This is a genomic window from Paenibacillus sp. y28, assembly GCF_037137075.1.
Classification (GTDB): Bacteria; Bacillota; Bacilli; order Paenibacillales; family NBRC-103111; genus JBBBNV01.
The window spans coordinates 65,545-81,282 of sequence record NZ_JBBBNV010000001.1 but is presented as its reverse complement, the minus strand read 5'-3'; the positions used below and the strand labels follow the sequence as shown (position 1 = coordinate 81,282).

The window sequence follows — 15,738 nt, the reverse complement described above, 5'->3', positions numbered from 1 at the left end:
TTATGTATAGTATAGAAGGCTGGCACACCTCGTGTCTTTGGCGAAATCGATGTTCATTTGTCCTTTTTTCCAATATAATAAGGTTACTTCGCACCAGCTCTGCCGCAAGGAGGCGCATCGTCAGTGAGAGTTCCTGTGTATAGCTTTCGAGTGGACTATGTTACATGCTACTCGGAATTTAACCCCCTGCTTTTGTTTGCTCAAAAATATGTATTTGCTTCGGATGAGCAATGCCCTTTGCGTAAATGCTATGCCAGCGCCATTTGTTTGATCGAATCAGGTAAAGGGCTGCTTGAATTGAATGACAAACGCTATGATGTCGATCCGGGCTCCCTGGTGTATATTCCTGCAGGCGCTGTGCATCGCTGGACAACCGATTCGCAAAATCCGATGGTGCACCGATGCGTTTATTTCGACTGGAAATATGTAAGCCGCCCCGATTTCCAATACCAGCGGGACTATTTCTGCAAGATCGAGGAGTGCGATAATGAGCTGTTATCGCCACATCCGCCGTTTCAGCTACAGGAGGTCACCCACAGCCGCAGCATCCAGGTCTGGGTTTCATATTTCAATGAATTGACACCGCCGCCGAGAATTTTAGGCTATCGGAATATATGGGACAAGCTTCAATACAACGGCGCTTTCCAAACCTTCCTGCACCAATTTATTGCTCTGGCTATGGCCAATAGCACCCGTGATCCTAGAATTTCCCGCATCCTTGAACGCATGGAGCAAGAGCCGCCGGAGGTGTGCGAGCAACATTTGTATCAATGGGCCGGCGATTTGGGACTCAAGAAAAGCCGGTTTCACGCCTTGTTCAAAGCGGACACCGGCTATTCGCCGAACGATTATATTCATCGGCTCAAATACCACCGAATCGAGGAGGACTTAGTCTTTTCGAATCTTTCCATTACCGAGATTGCGTCCAAGCACGGCTTTTCCTCGATTCACTATTTCTCCAAAGCCTTCCGGATCACGACAGGCTTGTCTCCTTCGGAATATCGCCATAAGTACAGCGCGATGGTATGAAGCTGATAAATCCATCTTGAATACAGTTATTGTACCCGTTGCAAGCACAATCAGAGATCAAATATGCTAAAATTCGACCTTTTTCTTGGCATTAAATAGGTAGAAATACACTTTTTTCGTCGGATATCCTTGGTATATACTGAAGTAGCAACAAATTGAAAGCGGTTCCATTTCGGGGCCAGGGAGAGGTGAACGAATTAACAGGCACTCCTGCAAAACCAAATCTATTTTAAAAAACGAAGGGATGATGAATTAATGAAAAAACGTTTGATTACGATGCTTCTGGTTGTCCTGTGCTTGATGACCGCGATGATGCCTGCTGCATTTGCGGACGATGCTAATTTGTACTTGTTTGGAACCACTGAGATTCAAAGCGATTGGCTGCATGGAAGAACCGTTACGGACTTGTATGTCAGCAACTGGGGTGTGTATGAGGTCTATTATGCGATGAAAGATCAAAATGATAATTTATTGGGACATGGCTGGATTCAGCCCGGCAACAACCTGCAATTCTCAAACGGAAGTATTACGTATCAAAGCAGCGGAGCTACGTTATTCTGGAACACTTGGAATTATAATTCGTACGCAAACATTACAGACATCAAATTCGAAATGAGCTGCTATGCAGCATGCGATGCAAACGGCTATATTGAAGTGCATTAAACAATAAACACAAGGCTGCCGCCAAACGTCATTGACGTTTGGCGGCGCTTTTTTTATTACGAAGAGGTCGTATATCGCTAATCATGCCGTAAACCGAATCTGGCGCGCAGCCTGGACATTTTCTGTTTGCCGGGTTAAGATGCCCCGGGTATCCTTCAGCAAAGCCCCTTTGTGAAACAAAAATGCACAATAAATCAACCTTCGGATTCGTTCTGCTATCCGTCATCCAGGAACTCTCCTCATTCATTTTTCGATTACTGACCGTTAAGAATGATCATTTTTAATTTTACCCATTGTTCCTGAAGCTTTGCACGTGTTTCCATGTGAATTGCTGAGCATGAATATCAGTTGAAAGTTTACTTCATGATTTAGGAACACGGTGCAAAAAAAACCAAGCCGGCGATCCGCCGGCTTGTCGCAGGATTATTGCTTTTGAGGCTGGTTTCGAAATTGGTTCTGAGGGCCGTTGCCTCTCATGCCGCCTCCCATACCACCAGGACCCATGCTGCGAGCGGCTGTAACGCCGGACTCGTTCAACCATGTAACGGAAGCAGTCATGTTGAAATCAACAAGCTTTTTATCCCCGGAGTAAAGAGAATAGGTTTCATCCTTTTTCAAGCCCGGCGAGCTGAATACAATGGACTGATAGCTCTTGGTCGGAGTAGCGCTTGCAATCACAGCACCGCTGCTGTCCTTTATCGTTGTCACAGTTCCGGCTGCCTGAGATGAAGAATACGTCATTAATACGGTCATTTGAGCCGATGACTCCGAAGTGGCCATTGCCATACCTGAGCTGCCCGCCGCAATCAGCGTGCCTCCGCTGATATCGAACGTTTTGTCATAATCGAGGGCTCCGTTATTGTTAGCAGTCGGACCGTATACGACAACAGCCCCTCCCGTCATGACAATTGATCCGTTCGAGTCAAGACCATCGCCCGCAGCATCGACTGTCAGGCTGCCTCCGTTAATGACGAGTTTGTCTCCATCCCCGGAAATATTAACCCCGTCATCGCTGGATACGACATGAATGGTACCGTCCGCAATCGTGATGAGCGATCCTTCGATGCCTTCATAGCTCTTGACAATATCGATAGTTCCGCCTGCAATTGTAAGCGAGCCATCGGCATGAAGGCCGTCATCCCCGGCACTAATTGTGATTTGCCCGCCAGAAATCATAAGCGAGTCGTTACTGTGCAGACCATCGCTCAAAGAATCAAGTGTAAAATTGCCGTTGTTGATGATTAGGCTTGACGCAGCTTTAACAGCTTTTGTGCTCGTTGTTTCGTCGCTTGCCGTTGTTTGCTGCTGGGCTGTATTTCTTCCGCCCATCCCTCCTGGGCCGCCGGGCCCGTTCGTTTCGGCTTTCATTACCGCCTTCGCGCTGCCCCCGCCGGTAACGATAGCGTAGGTTCCTCCGTCAATTCGGATACCTCTTGCGGATTGCAGGCCGTCAGCTCCCGATGTAATTGCGAAGGTGCCGCCTTCAATGACAACATTCCCTTTGGACTCATCCGTATCGTTTGTCGTTTTCAGACCGTCGCCGCCTGCTTGAACGGTAATGCTTCCATCCTTTACTGCTAACAAGTCGCGGCCTATGATGCCATCATCCGCGGCATAAATTTCCAGCGTTCCGCCGGTTATTTTCAGATTATCCTTGCTGGCGAGGCCATCATTGACATGGCCGTGAACGACTAGCGTCCCGGTGCCGTTCACCGTCAGGTCGGCTTTGCTGTAAATGGCGGCGTTCAGTTCGTCTTCGGAGGCAGCGGCAGTTCCAGCCGCGCTGCCGTCGGACACCGTATTTCGGGTCCCTTCCTGCAGCGTCAAGATCGCTTTATCCGCCTGCTTGATATATAGCGGCGCGCTTCCGCTCCGCTCCAGCGTGACCCCGTTCAATACAAGACGAACCTCGTCTTTCTCCGGCACATCGACTACGATTTGCCCATTTTTCCACGTGCCGCTGAGCACATAGGTGCCGGCAGCACTGATGGTTACTGTTTGATCCTGAACACTTGCTCCTGTGCCTTCGATTGCTGCGCCGGCTTCGTTCAAGGTTATCTTGACCGGATTTTCTTTCGTCCAGTCGGCTGCATAGTCGTTATCCTTGTAAGTCGCTTTTTCAATCGCCTGCGCTGTGCTTGAAGCAGCTGCAGACGCTGTCTTGATCTGCGCTAAATCAGTTTGGGCGGTTTGAGAGGCGGATGGTGCATCCACCTGTTGTGTGCCTGCAGTGGAATTGCAGGCTGATAATAGAACCGCCATGCTTAGGATAGCGGTGAATAATTTCATTTTGTTAGCATCCATAGGATTCTTCCTTTCTTAACCTTGATAATCGGTCGCGGGGCTCATCGTCAACGTAATATCCAAATTCCCGTTGCGGACCCGAATTGCGTCCAGAAATGCCTTCTGGTTAGCAAGATGATCGATGGAAACCAAGTAAACCACTTCATAAAGGCTGCCCAGTTCCGTTGTGCGTACTTTCTTAAGCTCGTAAGCGATATTGAATTGTTTAAAGACGTCATCGAAGGCTTCCTCGTAGCCTAAATCTTCAGGAATCGTGACCTTAAGCATCCGCTGAACGGTCTTTTTCATGCCGAATTTGAAATAGTTAAGGATAAACATGAACGCACACAAGAAAACGGTAAACAAGATCGCGTAGCCGAATGATCCTACCCCAACCGCCAAGCCGGCGGCCATGGTAAACAATACGTAAGCAATATCCTTCGGATCTCCGGGGGCGCTCCTGAAGCGAATGATGGAGAAAGCGCCCGCCAGACTGAAGGCTCTGGCGATGTTGCTGCCAATCAGGAGAATAATGACGGCAACAATGGACGGCAGCAGCATCATCGTCAATGCGAAATTCGGTGAATATCCGCCCTGCCGACTCGTCTTCATGTACGTAAAGCTAATCATTCCACCAAGCAGAATAGAAATCAGAATCGTAAGTACTGCATGGGATATCGTCAGTTCTGCGGCCGTCTCAGAGACGGCAAATAAAGAATCAAGCATAAATCAATTCCTCCTTGAATGTTCTCACATGAGCTGAATGGCGTTTGTATTCATTCCCGTATTTAGAGAAGCTTGTACGGAACATCCGATGCTCGGAAAGCAGCCTGGACAGCCACATCGGAATCGTTTTCTCGGCCTTGACTTCCATAAGCCAGGTTCCGGCAGGCATTAAAGCTTCTCCGTGATCGCCGTATTCCAGCTTCAAATCGTACCGCCGGGACCGGATGTTCGTATCGAACGTAATCCTCAGATCGCGGCTGTCGATACAAAACATCGCTTTGCGTTCATAGGCCAGATACACCTTGGGCACAAGCTCGTATCTCTGCAGCAAGTAGTCAATCTCATCCAGCACCTGCCGATTCATATACGGCTTCAGATCGGGGCGGATGCCCGTCCGGACAAAATCATAGGCTTCTTCCAATCGAAGCGCTGTTCTTCTTTTGTTTACGAGTCCGAACACTTTTTTCTTGAGCTCCAGATACCCTTTCGCATCCGATTTCGGTACACCGTAAGACCGGAGCCGAAGCTTTTCCTTAAACTTGGGCTTCGCAATGCTTTTTCGAATCAGCGAGTCGCATGGTGTATCAAAGTATATGTTGCAGATGGAATAGAACTCATGCTCCTTGTTATAATCATCCGGTTCCATGAAATCCAGAAGCCGACTGTAAATCCGGTGATACGCCGAATCGTCCAGCAAATATTTATTTTCATATCGGTTAAACACTTCAATGGCCATTTGAATTCACCTCGTTTGCTCTCTCAACTACAATTCCAAGTATAAGCGGCCAAACTGAGACGGCTCTGAAAGATTGTTGAGAATTTATTAAGAATTCGCTGAAAATACGCTGAAGGGTGAACAGTGCCCCGGCAAAAGAAAAGGAGCCAAGCATATACAAGCCGCTTAGCTCCTTTGTTTCATTCATCTAACCCGTATGCTGCTTCATCCGAGCGTTTGAACATCTCCTCAACACTTGACGATACCCGCCTGCTTGTTGAGATGATTCCACACTCACTTACTGATGTTCTGCATCACAACGAAGTCCATCAAGTCGTATCTTCTGTTCATCGCCAGTAAGAAATTCGTACCACCGCTGTCGAAACCTCACCTGAGGACCGTCAGCAGGCACGTGCGCCTCCATACGTAGAGCCTCTGGAATAGGTCTCGGATGCTGACTCTCGACAAGCGCACGGTCCTCTTCCAATACCTTGGCGCTGTATCTGGAAAAGATTCGGTTCATACCAGGGACAGCTTTGGCGAAGCTTCGCCCTGCCAAGCCGAAAATTGCGGTCTTATTTTCATCAATCGGCGTAAAGGTAACATAGTTGTAAATTTTGTTGCGCGTCTGGTCAGGAATTGTCAAAATCCATTGCTGAGGAAATTGGTAATGAAGCAAGCCGCTTCCATTTTTCACTTGGATGTGGTCCCCGTCGGCCTCGAAGGTGATTTGAATCTCTTCCTTTGATTTTTTTCCAATCGTCGCTCGATGCACAATCGGGACATGTGCAACATCGATGACACTTTCAATCACGCGTGTAAGATGGGCTCGCCATATGGCCGCATACGGGGCGGCGGTATACTGCTGATCTTCGAGTTCGGGAAACATCTGAAGATCGGGCGCTGCCGCAGTACTGCCTTTATCATTTGCTTGTGGATACACCCACAGTAGTCCTGCACGTTCTGTGACAGGGTAGGTGAACGTATGAGCAAACGCAGGAATAGGTCGATTGGGGTGCGCCGGGATTTCGATGCATCTTCCGTCGGTATCGAACCGCCACGCATGATACGGACAAACCAGTTGTCCATCGCGGCATGAGCCGAGCGACAAATCAGCACCACGATGCGGACAATAGGCATGAATGGCACTAACGCTGCCAGCCGGATTACGGTACAGAACGAGATCCTTGCCAAGCAATCTGCGTTTAATCGGGCTTGTGTCCACATCCTTTGACCACGCTACCGCATACCAGGCAGCAGGAAACACCTTTTGATCACTTTCCCGAACTTTATCGAACATCTTGTTGTCATTCACTTGGAGGGTCTCCCTTCAGTTATCGTACACCAATACACAAATTTCGTTTTAAACAACCCCGCCAGTTATAACTTCACCAGAAATAAATAAAATGGAGTAGGTAGACAACCATGGGGGAGGTATCATTCATTGATGACGCTGATAACCGTTTTTCTGATTACCTATGCACTGTTCTCACTCTCAGGATTTGTATTTCCTACTGACCTTGCTTATTACGCTAAACTTAAAAAACCGGATTGGAACCCACCAGAACAGCTGTTTGGTATTGTATGGGGAATTTTATATGCGCTGATTTCACTCTCTGTCGCAATAGTTTATGTAAAAACCGATGGTTTTAAAGAAGCTTCTACGCTTTATCTTCTTATCTTGCTCATCAACTATGTGGCCAATCAAGCGTTTACCTTTATTCAATTCAAACTAAAGAAGCTTGGTCTGGCCTTTCTGGACACAGCCGTCGTAGCATTAACAACCGCTTTGCTTATTTACTTTACAATTCCTTATTCCAAGCTTGCCGCGTGGCTCCTGGTTCCATATTTACTTTGGTCTTGTTTTGCTACTGTCTTAGCCTTTACAATCTACAAGCTTAACAAATAAGCAAGCTTATCCGGAGATGGCGCGGACTCTTGACCTAGACAGCCTTGAGGCTCATGCTCGCAAGAGCTGACCCGCTTATCGTTGCGATTGTGAAATGAAGCGACTTCGCTGATTTGAGGCTCTAGGACTCATTATGCGAAAATCGACTCCTGCTGCAAAATGAAAAGAGCCGAACACCTGTCGAGTGTCCGGCTCTTTCGTCCTGCTGGTTCTTTATATTGAATACGAGAAGCTATGCTTGCCGGAGCCGACGTGTGCGGTCAGCCCTTTTTCATTGGATACAAATTGATTCTCATGCGCCGCGGCAACTGATTTTGCCTGATCCAAAATGATTGTAGCGGTGGTGTTATGAGGAATTGTAGTCTCGATATGGACGGTGTTCCCTTCCATTTTCCAGGAAACGGTAATATCGCCATATACACTTGAATACTTGGCATTCACGTATTCCAAGCCGCCGCCAACATGCGGCTGGATAATGGTATGCTTATAGCCCGCTTTATTTTCATCCGCCTCGATCCCCGCGACTACTCGATACAGCCATTCTCCAATCGCGCCGTAAGCATAGTGATTAAAGGAGTTCATGTCCGGACTCCACATCGTTCCATCCGGCTTAATCCCGTCCCAATGCTCCCATACTGTTGTCGCTCCCGCCTTCACCTGATACAGCCATGACGGGAAGTCATCCTTCAACAGAAGCTCGTAAGCCTCCTTCAAATGGCCGTTTTGACTAAGAGCATGGCAGAAATACGGGGTACCGACAAAGCCTGTGACCAGGTGCCCGTCGTTCTCTTCCAGCAGCTCAATGAGCGTCCGGATGGTTCTTTCCCTGAATTCATCCGGTACCAGATTAAAGTATAGCGCAATAATATGCGCAGTCTGTGTTCTGGCGGCCATTCGCCCGGTACGCGTAAAAAATTCGTTTTGGAACGTTTCGACGACTTCGCGATACAAATTCGAATACTTGGTATGGTCATTCTCTTTTCCTAATACTTTGGCTATCTTGGAAAATAATTCGGTAGAATAGGCATAATACGCAGTAGCTACCAAATCATTCGGAGTGGCTCCAAAATAACTGCCTTCCTTCGCATCCAGAGCAACCCAGTCGCCAAATTGGAGCTTATAGTTCCAAATTCCGTTCTCGGCATGCTGCTGCATGAAATCGATCCAAGCTTTCATACTGTCATACTGCTCTTCCAATATTTTCGTATCCCCGAATGTAAGATATAAGGTCCAAGGCATAATGACCGCAACGTCCGCCCAAGCTGCAGCCGAATGACTTCCCTGGCCCAGAAGCCAGTCGTCATCGGCTTTGCCCGACACGATATCCGGCACGACGTGAGGAACACCGCCTTCAGGTGTTTGATCGGCGCTTACATCCTTAAGCCACTTGCTAAAGAAGGTATACGTGTTCATCAGGTAGCTTGCCGTTCTGCAGAATATTTGAGCGTCTCCGGTCCAGCCGAGGCGCTCGTCCCTTTGAGGGCAATCTGTTGGAATGTCTACAAAATTGCCCTTCATTCCCCAAAGAATATTATGCTGCAGCTGATTAATGTCCTTATTGGAGCACTCAAACGTTCCCGTAGGCGCCATGTCCGAATGAACGGCAACCGCTTCGAAATTTTCCAGCTTCACTTCTCCGGGGTATTCAGCAACCTTGATGTACTGGAACCCCTGGAAGGTGAAATGGGGATGATAGGCTTCTTCCGCCTCGCCTTTGAGCGTGTAGGTGACCATTTGCTTTGCTTTTCTTATGTTATCCAGGTAAACATTGCCTTCCGCGTCCAGAACTTCAAAGTGATTCAATACCACACGTTCGCCGGCTTGCCCCTTTACTTTAAAATGAACCCAGCCGGTCAGATTTTGTCCGAAGTTAATGACCGTATCTCCCTGCGGAGTAATGATCAGTTCTTTGGCCGGGATTCGATCCAGCTCTTTCACTTTGCCTCCTGCCTGTGAAGTCAGCACGGATTTATCATAGTCAACGATCTCTACAGGCTTCCAAGCGGCATCGTCATATTCAGGGCTGTTCCAGCCTGCCTCCTCAAGCCTTGCGTCGTAAACTTCGCCATCATAAATTTCGGAGAATAAGACGGGACAATCGGCGCCCTTCCAGGCCTGATCCGTAACCACAACTTCCTTGGAGCCGTCCGTATAAGTAATCTCCAGCTGGCACAATAAAGCGGTTTGCTCCCCGTAATGGTTCCTCAGCCCTGCAAATCCCATCAAGCCCTTGAACCACCCGGCCCCGAGCATCGCCCCGACAGCATTTTCTCCGCGTTGTACCAATCCGGTGACATCATAGGTCTGGTAGAGCAGATGCTTTCTGTACGAAGTCCAGCCTGGCGCAAGCTCAGCTTCACTGACCTTGTTGCCATTGATATAAAGCTTATACAGCCCGAGCGCAGTAGAATACACTACAGCCGAGGCGATATCGGATTTCGCATGAAACTGGCGGCGGAGATAGGTTCCCTTGGAATTGTCCGCATCTGCCTTGGTTTCAGCGGAAACAAATTGGCCCTTCCACTCCTCATGATTTAACAAAGCGGTTGTGAAAAACGCTGTCCGGCTCCAGCCGCTTTCTTCTGTGCCGTCCGAAATTTTGACCCTCAAATAATAGGTTGTGGATGAAGAAAGCTTCAAGCCCTCCGCCGTGACATGAGCGGATAAATCGCTTTCAACAACGCCGCTGTCAAAAACAAGGCTTTGAAAGTCCGAATCACAAGACATTTGCAGGCGATACGTTTTTTGCATCACATTCGATTTATCGCTCTCAATAATCCATCCGAATTGCGGCAGCTTTGTTATCCCAATCGGATTGACCAAATAGTCCACGGTTATTCGTCCTGCAAGTAGCATTGTATCCCTCTTTTCTGTATTATAAAAGCTATATTACAGGTTTTCGTATGATTTATACATGACGATTGAAGATGAATATCATGACCATTTGTGACTCCGGTATAAATTGGAAGACAGCTTGAAAACTCATGTGAGGTGGACCTGAAAATGACAGATTTGGAGCTCGACGCATTCTTGCGGAAATATACCGCTATAGAGGAATTGCTGGATGATTGCAGCAATCCGGATGACAAGGAGGCCGTCAAACAGGAATATCTTGAACTCCCTTCAGAAATTCTGGATGAAGCCATGTTTATTCCCCCCGGACAGGATATCACCTTCTCGGTGCATCCCCGTTTCAGCCCTGTTGACACTCACCGGCATTCCTTCATCGAGCTGATTTACATCTACTCCGGTGAATGCCACCAGACGATCAACAACAACAGAGTGTCGATGAAGAAGGGTGAATTGTGCATCCTTGACACGAACACCTTTCATTCCATAGCGGAAACCGGCAGAGACGACATAATCATTAACTGCCTCATGCGGAAAAGTTATTTGGACTGGGCCTTCCTGAGCAGGCTTTCCGGCAACGACATCTTCTCCAGCTTTCTCACCCATGCCATTTATGAAAATAAGCATTCCAACGAGTATATCTTAATCCATTCCGGCGACAACGAGAAAATCAGCCGCATCATGAATGCCATTCTTTGCGAGTATTTCGACAAACAACCGTGCTCGGGCGAGATTATCAACTCGTATATGGTCATTCTATTTGCTGAAATGCTCCGTATGTACAAGGGGGATGTGAATGAACGAAACTATTCGGCTTTGAAAAATACAAAAATTACGGACATCATCCACTATCTTCAAAGCAACTATAAGACCGTGACTCTGGAATCGACTGCCCGGCATTTTAATTTTAACTCCAATTACCTGGGCAAGGTCCTCAAAAAAATTACAGGGAGCACTTTTATTGATCTCGTCCATCAAATACGACTCAGCCAGGCCTGCATCCTCCTCCGAAATTCGGATGTCAGCGTGCAGACCGTAGCCAACGAGGTAGGCTATGAAAACATAAACTTTTTTTACCGGATATTCAAACGAAAATACGACTGCTCGCCTGCGGAATACAGAAAAAGCCACTCCCCGGCGCTCGCTTGAAAGCTGCACATGCTTTGAAATGATCGCTTCGGATCAGCAGTTATATTTGGATGTAATGGGAACGCAGCTAATGCCTGTGTTCCAGTTTTAGTTTACCGCCAGCTCTGCTGGCATTCCATACTTTTGAACCCAGGCTTGATACGCTTTCGTTTCCCATGCAGCCTTATTTGCCATCGCCAGCTCTTCTCGCCTACACGCCCCCACTCTCAGTTATCACCTGTTTCCGGTATATATTACCATTTATGTATTCGTTGTCAACACTTTTTTACTGCCCTGGCACGACTGTCCGTGTGGGAATAAGGAGACTGGCCTTTTTACTGAAAAAGGCCTGCGTTTTTAAATAATAATAAATAAGCCCTATAAGAAATATCACTGCCAACACAGGCAGTAAAGTGATCGTCAATATGGTGATATGAATCCATGTTCTTTTCGTACTATCTTTTAGAATCACAAATCGAATAAAAAGATATAATAACTCCCATATTAACGGTACAAAGAGCAGGAGAAATTGATTTGCAGCTATATATATGTCTGCCACTAATGCACCCAATCCAAGATATGTTTCGTGATGTGACAGATTAGATACCCTATTTATTTCATTATAGATAATCCAGGGAATAGGTAAAACGAGTATGAGAGATATTACGATGGATATGTAATTTTTCCATGACGCTCTTAGATGATTCTTCATCTATATGGTATTCCCCCCTTCATCAAGTCTGAGCATTCGCTATGGCTTGTCTACTCTTGAAATTCCGATTCTATGAGCTTCGCCTCCATCTCCATCTCTCGATTGCCCTGAACCATTTTATCGTACCATATTCTGGAATAGCTGCAATGATGAATCACAAATCAACCTCTCTTCCCCTTGCGTTTCGGTGATGATCTATAAAATCCGGTATGAAATTAAAAATACCGCCTTGCGGCGGCATTAGACATACAAGAAACTATTGACATCGTTTAATTTAAAGCGGCCGCGTCATTTTTGATGGAGTACTCGCTCAACAGGATGGCCCTGCATTCCCGATTTCATAAACCCGGTTACGACAGGCTCCGTTATTACAAAGCCCCCTGATCTGCATCGAATTCATCTAAGCCATCTTGGCGCCCACCAATTCCACTGGCCGAGCAGTCTCATTAAAGCTGGGACCAGAAGCATTCTTATCACCGTCGCATCCATAAAGATGGCCGCAGCAATGCCAATTCCCAGCTGCTTGATGCCTGCAACCTCTGCGAATGAGAACGGTACAGTCACCGCGATCATGATGGCCGCCGCTGAGCCGATGATCCTGCCGGCGGAGGCCAATCCCGCGAAGACCGCATAGTTATTATCGTGCGTCTGCCGGTAAATCTCGTACATCCGGGAAACCAGGAACACTCCGTAATCCATACTGATGCCGAAGGCCAATCCGAAAATAAACACCGGAATCATCATGGCTATGCTGCTAGGCTCGATTCCAAAGCGCCCCTCTTCAAAAATCCAGACCAGAATACCGAACGACGCCCCAACGCTTAAAAGATTCATAACAATCGTTTTTAACGGAATCAGAACGGATCTAAAAGCAACGAATAGGACCACATAATTCGAAATGAATATAAATAGAAGCACGAACTTCAGGTTTTCAAAGATGGCGTCAAAAACCTCCTGCTGATACTTGGCCTCGCCGCCGATCAGAACATGCAAATCCGAGGATTCCCCTGCCCGCTCCCATTCTCTAAGCCAGCTCATGACTTGCTTGGATGACGGTTCGCCTTCCACAACGACATGGATAAGCATTTGATTAGCCTTCACGAAATCCCGCATGCTTGATGTGTAGTCCGAAGCTGAGTCCGGGACTGGAAGCAAGCGATACAAGCGTTCGGGCGGCACGTTCAAGCCGGAAAAAACGGAATGTACTTGTTGTACATCCGGATCACGCTCTAATTTGTTGACCAGCTTGTAGGCGTTTAGCCAATCCGCTTTGTTCCAGGCCTTCGTTTTCGCTTGAGCCACGATATAGATAACTGAGCTGGTCCGGGGAACGAACCGGGCTTGATAGGCCTCGAAGGCCTCCCGGGATTGATAACTCATCGGTAAGGAAGCGGCATCCGGAATCGCCAAATTCATCCTGCCGATAGGCAGGAGACAAGCCAATAACAGGAGTGCCGCCAGCACCCCCATCCGAATAGGCCTTTTCAGCACATAGAGCGGCAGTACGCGCCATCCTTTATTATTTTGAAGGCGAGCGTGCTTCTTACCTTCCCTTTGTATGGAGGGCCACAATAAAAATAATAGAGCCGGGACTAACGTTAATGCCAACAGTACAGAAACCAATAGCACCGTCATCGCTCCGGCAGCAATGCTGGAGAACATGGGGAGCGGAATCAATAGTATTCCTGCCAAGCCTAAAAAAACACTGGCCGCTGAAAAAATGATCGCTCTGCCCGCGGTCTGCATCGTTGTCCTTAACGCCTGTTCTGCAGATTCTCTCTGCAGCTCCTCTTGAAATCGGCTGACCAGCATTAATGCGAAATCAATACTCAGCGCGAGTCCGACCATCGGAATGACGTTCAAAACAAAATTGGACAGCTCCATCCTTGTCCCCAGCCAGTACATGATGCCTAATGTACTGGTCACCCCGAACATCCCGATAAAAACGGGGATCATGGCCGATACGATTCCTCCAAAAGAAAACCACAGGATGAGGAAGGCCGCTGGAATTCCGATCAGCTCCGCTTTTCTTAAATCGTGTTGGCTTGCCCGGTTCACGTCGGCTTGTACAACGGATTTCCCGGTTAGCTTCACTGAAACATCTCGATGGCTTGGCAGCCGTCTGTGAAGCTCATCCAGCACCGGCTTCATGTGATGCGGGGGCTGTTGAAAAGACAGCATGGCATAGGCAAAATTCCCGGTTAGCATGTCCTCCCTGTCTAGAGGCGATAGCGTTTCATTCAGGCCTTCGATGCTGCGAAGCTGGAATAAAGTATATTGAATGAACTGCTGAAACAGCCTGGGGGATAGTTCTTCTTTTTTTTCAAAAACCAGAATGACCGGATTATCGGGAATGTGGAAATCGGCGGCCAGTATTTTCTCCACGCGCACATAAGCTCCATCCGGCATTAAACCGTGATCCTTCAAGACCGTAGACAGCATCGGGGCGTAATATCCAAAAAAAATAAAGAATAAGCTCCATAGCACAATAATGGTTTTTGGATAGTGGCTGGAGAAGATCGCAATTTTATGAAAACCCATGATCTTGCCCCCCCTTTGCGCGCCGATTTGAAGTGTATCATTCCCTTTCTCTTAGCCTCGTAGCTTTGACCAGACGATAGGCCAAGCCAGGCGCAATTCTCGCTGCCCCAAGCAATAACCGAGGAACCACGGGCAAGCTGAACCAGCCCTGAAGCAGCCGCCCCCACTGTAGAGGGCTCTTAAATTCCCGCCGAATGGATTCGGTATATTCGCTTCGCCAGCTTGAAAGTGAAATTTCTCCGGATAAATATCGATTTGCAAGCCGGGCGCATAACAGTGCCGAACGCAGCGCCATGGACATCCCATCTCCGCAGAGCGGCGGGATCATGATCGCAGCGTCCCCGACATAGGGAAATAAATCCCAGGCCAGCGGCTTGCCCTTCAGAGGAACTGGAGCAGCTGCCGCTTGAGTGCCGGGAATTGGCACGGCCTCCGCCAGCCTTTGATAAAGCTTCGGGTTTCTCCGGCTTGCGGATTCTATCAGCCCAAGGATCGTTTTCTCCGTGGTTTGAAAAGCCTTCCGGTTCAACAGCGCAGCCGCGTTAACAACCCCGTCTGCAACCGGAGAAATGCCTAAATAACCGCCCTCAAAAAAATAGAGCTCTACAACAGGCTCCATTGCTATCCCGCGAAAATGAGATTTCACACCGATATACGTATTTTGCATCGCCTGGCGGGTCCCGTCTCTTGAATCTCCCACCCGGGAATTGGTGCCCCAGGCCGCGATGACCGTCCGCGCCTGGTATACCTTTCTTTCTCCACCCTGCTTCATTTCAATTGTGTAGCCGCTGCCATGGGGGACAACCGAGGTTACATTCGTCCCGGTCTGTACCTGCACCCCCGAGCTTGATGCCGCACGATGGAGAGCGGAATCCAATGCGTACCGGCTAATCCCGAAAGCGGCGCCGGGAAGCGGAATATCCAAGGCTCCCCCATAGCCGAACGTCAAGCTTGCGCGGTGTATTGTGCTTGGATGCAGCGATTCCACCAATTCATGCAAGCCAAGCGGCTTCAATATGCTTTGGGCTTCGGGTGACAGGAACTCTCCGCATACTTTATGCCGCGGGAATTGCCTGCGGTCGATTAGAGCGACTTCCCAGCCCTTGTCAGCCAAATATTTGGCCGTACTGCTGCCGGCGATGCCTGCGCCGAGAACCGCCGCATCCAGGATGCGATTCATTT

At 48.2% G+C, this 15,738-nt stretch carries 12 protein-coding genes; 4 read left to right on the top strand and 8 right to left on the bottom strand.

The window, feature by feature from the left end:
• Window positions 1-123: 123 nt before the first annotated feature.
• Together WBG83_RS00315 and WBG83_RS00310 are read left to right on the top strand one after the other, a co-directional pair.
• Window positions 124-1,029, top strand: coding sequence for an AraC family transcriptional regulator (locus tag WBG83_RS00315; RefSeq protein ID WP_336741638.1), 906 nt, complete (start codon window positions 124-126; stop codon window positions 1,027-1,029).
• A gap of 255 nt (window positions 1,030-1,284) precedes the next feature.
• A complete protein-coding gene (locus tag WBG83_RS00310) occupies window positions 1,285-1,692 on the top strand; it encodes a hypothetical protein (RefSeq protein WP_336741637.1) in 408 nt (135 codons plus the stop codon).
• Between the two features lie 28 nt (window positions 1,693-1,720).
• Here WBG83_RS00310 and WBG83_RS00305 read toward each other — a convergent pair whose 3' ends face one another.
• From WBG83_RS00305 to WBG83_RS00285, 5 genes are all read right to left on the bottom strand, one after another.
• Window positions 1,721-1,918 carry a hypothetical protein gene (locus tag WBG83_RS00305; RefSeq protein ID WP_336742639.1) on the bottom strand — a complete coding sequence of 66 codons (198 nt, stop codon included), beginning with the start codon at window positions 1,916-1,918 and terminating at the stop codon, window positions 1,721-1,723.
• 197 nt (window positions 1,919-2,115) lie between these two features.
• A complete protein-coding gene (locus WBG83_RS00300; RefSeq protein ID WP_336741635.1) occupies window positions 2,116-3,996 on the bottom strand; it encodes a carbohydrate-binding domain-containing protein in 1,881 nt (626 codons plus the stop codon).
• 15 nt (window positions 3,997-4,011) lie between these two features.
• A complete protein-coding gene (locus tag WBG83_RS00295) occupies window positions 4,012-4,701 on the bottom strand; it encodes a DUF4956 domain-containing protein (RefSeq protein ID WP_336741633.1) in 690 nt (229 codons plus the stop codon).
• Entirely contained in the window at window positions 4,694-5,437 is a 744-nt protein-coding gene (locus WBG83_RS00290) for a polyphosphate polymerase domain-containing protein (protein ID WP_336741631.1), read from the bottom strand. Before WBG83_RS00290 ends, WBG83_RS00295 begins: the two co-directional genes overlap by 8 nt.
• A 277-nt stretch (window positions 5,438-5,714) precedes the next feature.
• The gene (locus tag WBG83_RS00285; RefSeq protein ID WP_336742600.1) at window positions 5,715-6,716 is read right to left on the bottom strand and encodes an aromatic ring-hydroxylating dioxygenase subunit alpha; all 1,002 of its coding nucleotides are present in this window, start codon (window positions 6,714-6,716) and stop codon (window positions 5,715-5,717) included.
• Between the two features lie 147 nt (window positions 6,717-6,863).
• On the opposite strand from WBG83_RS00285, the gene WBG83_RS00280 reads away from it, so the two are divergent.
• The gene (locus WBG83_RS00280) at window positions 6,864-7,325 is read left to right on the top strand and encodes a TspO/MBR family protein (RefSeq protein ID WP_336742598.1); all 462 of its coding nucleotides are present in this window, start codon (window positions 6,864-6,866) and stop codon (window positions 7,323-7,325) included.
• Between the two features lie 213 nt (window positions 7,326-7,538).
• Here WBG83_RS00280 and WBG83_RS00275 read toward each other — a convergent pair whose 3' ends face one another.
• Window positions 7,539-10,181 carry an alpha-L-rhamnosidase gene (locus WBG83_RS00275; protein WP_336741629.1) on the bottom strand — a complete coding sequence of 881 codons (2,643 nt, stop codon included), beginning with the start codon at window positions 10,179-10,181 and terminating at the stop codon, window positions 7,539-7,541.
• A gap of 147 nt (window positions 10,182-10,328) precedes the next feature.
• On the opposite strand from WBG83_RS00275, the gene WBG83_RS00270 reads away from it, so the two are divergent.
• On the top strand, window positions 10,329-11,324 hold the full coding sequence (locus WBG83_RS00270) for an AraC family transcriptional regulator (protein ID WP_336741627.1): 996 nt from the start codon (window positions 10,329-10,331) through the stop codon (window positions 11,322-11,324).
• Window positions 11,325-12,411: 1,087 nt separating this feature from the next.
• Here the strand turns inward: WBG83_RS00270 and WBG83_RS00265 are convergent.
• Window positions 12,412-14,556, bottom strand: coding sequence for an MMPL family transporter (locus WBG83_RS00265; protein ID WP_336741625.1), 2,145 nt, complete (start codon window positions 14,554-14,556; stop codon window positions 12,412-12,414).
• 37 nt (window positions 14,557-14,593) lie between these two features.
• The gene (locus WBG83_RS00260; protein WP_336741624.1) at window positions 14,594-15,736 is read right to left on the bottom strand and encodes an NAD(P)/FAD-dependent oxidoreductase; all 1,143 of its coding nucleotides are present in this window, start codon (window positions 15,734-15,736) and stop codon (window positions 14,594-14,596) included.
• Between the last annotated feature and the right edge of the window lie 2 nt (window positions 15,737-15,738).

Coding starts and splice junctions, on each gene's coding strand:
- WBG83_RS00310 (WP_336741637.1), top strand. CDS start 1,285: ATGAAAAAACGTTTGATTACGATGCTTCTGGTTGTCCTGTGCTTGATG.
- WBG83_RS00295 (WP_336741633.1), bottom strand. CDS start 4,701: ATGCTTGATTCTTTATTTGCCGTCTCTGAGACGGCCGCAGAACTGACG.
- WBG83_RS00290 (WP_336741631.1), bottom strand. CDS start 5,437: ATGGCCATTGAAGTGTTTAACCGATATGAAAATAAATATTTGCTGGAC.
- WBG83_RS00300 (WP_336741635.1), bottom strand. CDS start 3,996: ATGGATGCTAACAAAATGAAATTATTCACCGCTATCCTAAGCATGGCG.
- WBG83_RS00260 (WP_336741624.1), bottom strand. CDS start 15,736: ATGAATCGCATCCTGGATGCGGCGGTTCTCGGCGCAGGCATCGCCGGC.
- WBG83_RS00305 (WP_336742639.1), bottom strand. CDS start 1,918: ATGACGGATAGCAGAACGAATCCGAAGGTTGATTTATTGTGCATTTTT.
- WBG83_RS00280 (WP_336742598.1), top strand. CDS start 6,864: ATGACGCTGATAACCGTTTTTCTGATTACCTATGCACTGTTCTCACTC.
- WBG83_RS00270 (WP_336741627.1), top strand. CDS start 10,329: ATGACAGATTTGGAGCTCGACGCATTCTTGCGGAAATATACCGCTATA.
- WBG83_RS00285 (WP_336742600.1), bottom strand. CDS start 6,716: ATGTTCGATAAAGTTCGGGAAAGTGATCAAAAGGTGTTTCCTGCTGCC.
- WBG83_RS00265 (WP_336741625.1), bottom strand. CDS start 14,556: ATGGGTTTTCATAAAATTGCGATCTTCTCCAGCCACTATCCAAAAACC.
- WBG83_RS00275 (WP_336741629.1), bottom strand. CDS start 10,181: ATGCTACTTGCAGGACGAATAACCGTGGACTATTTGGTCAATCCGATT.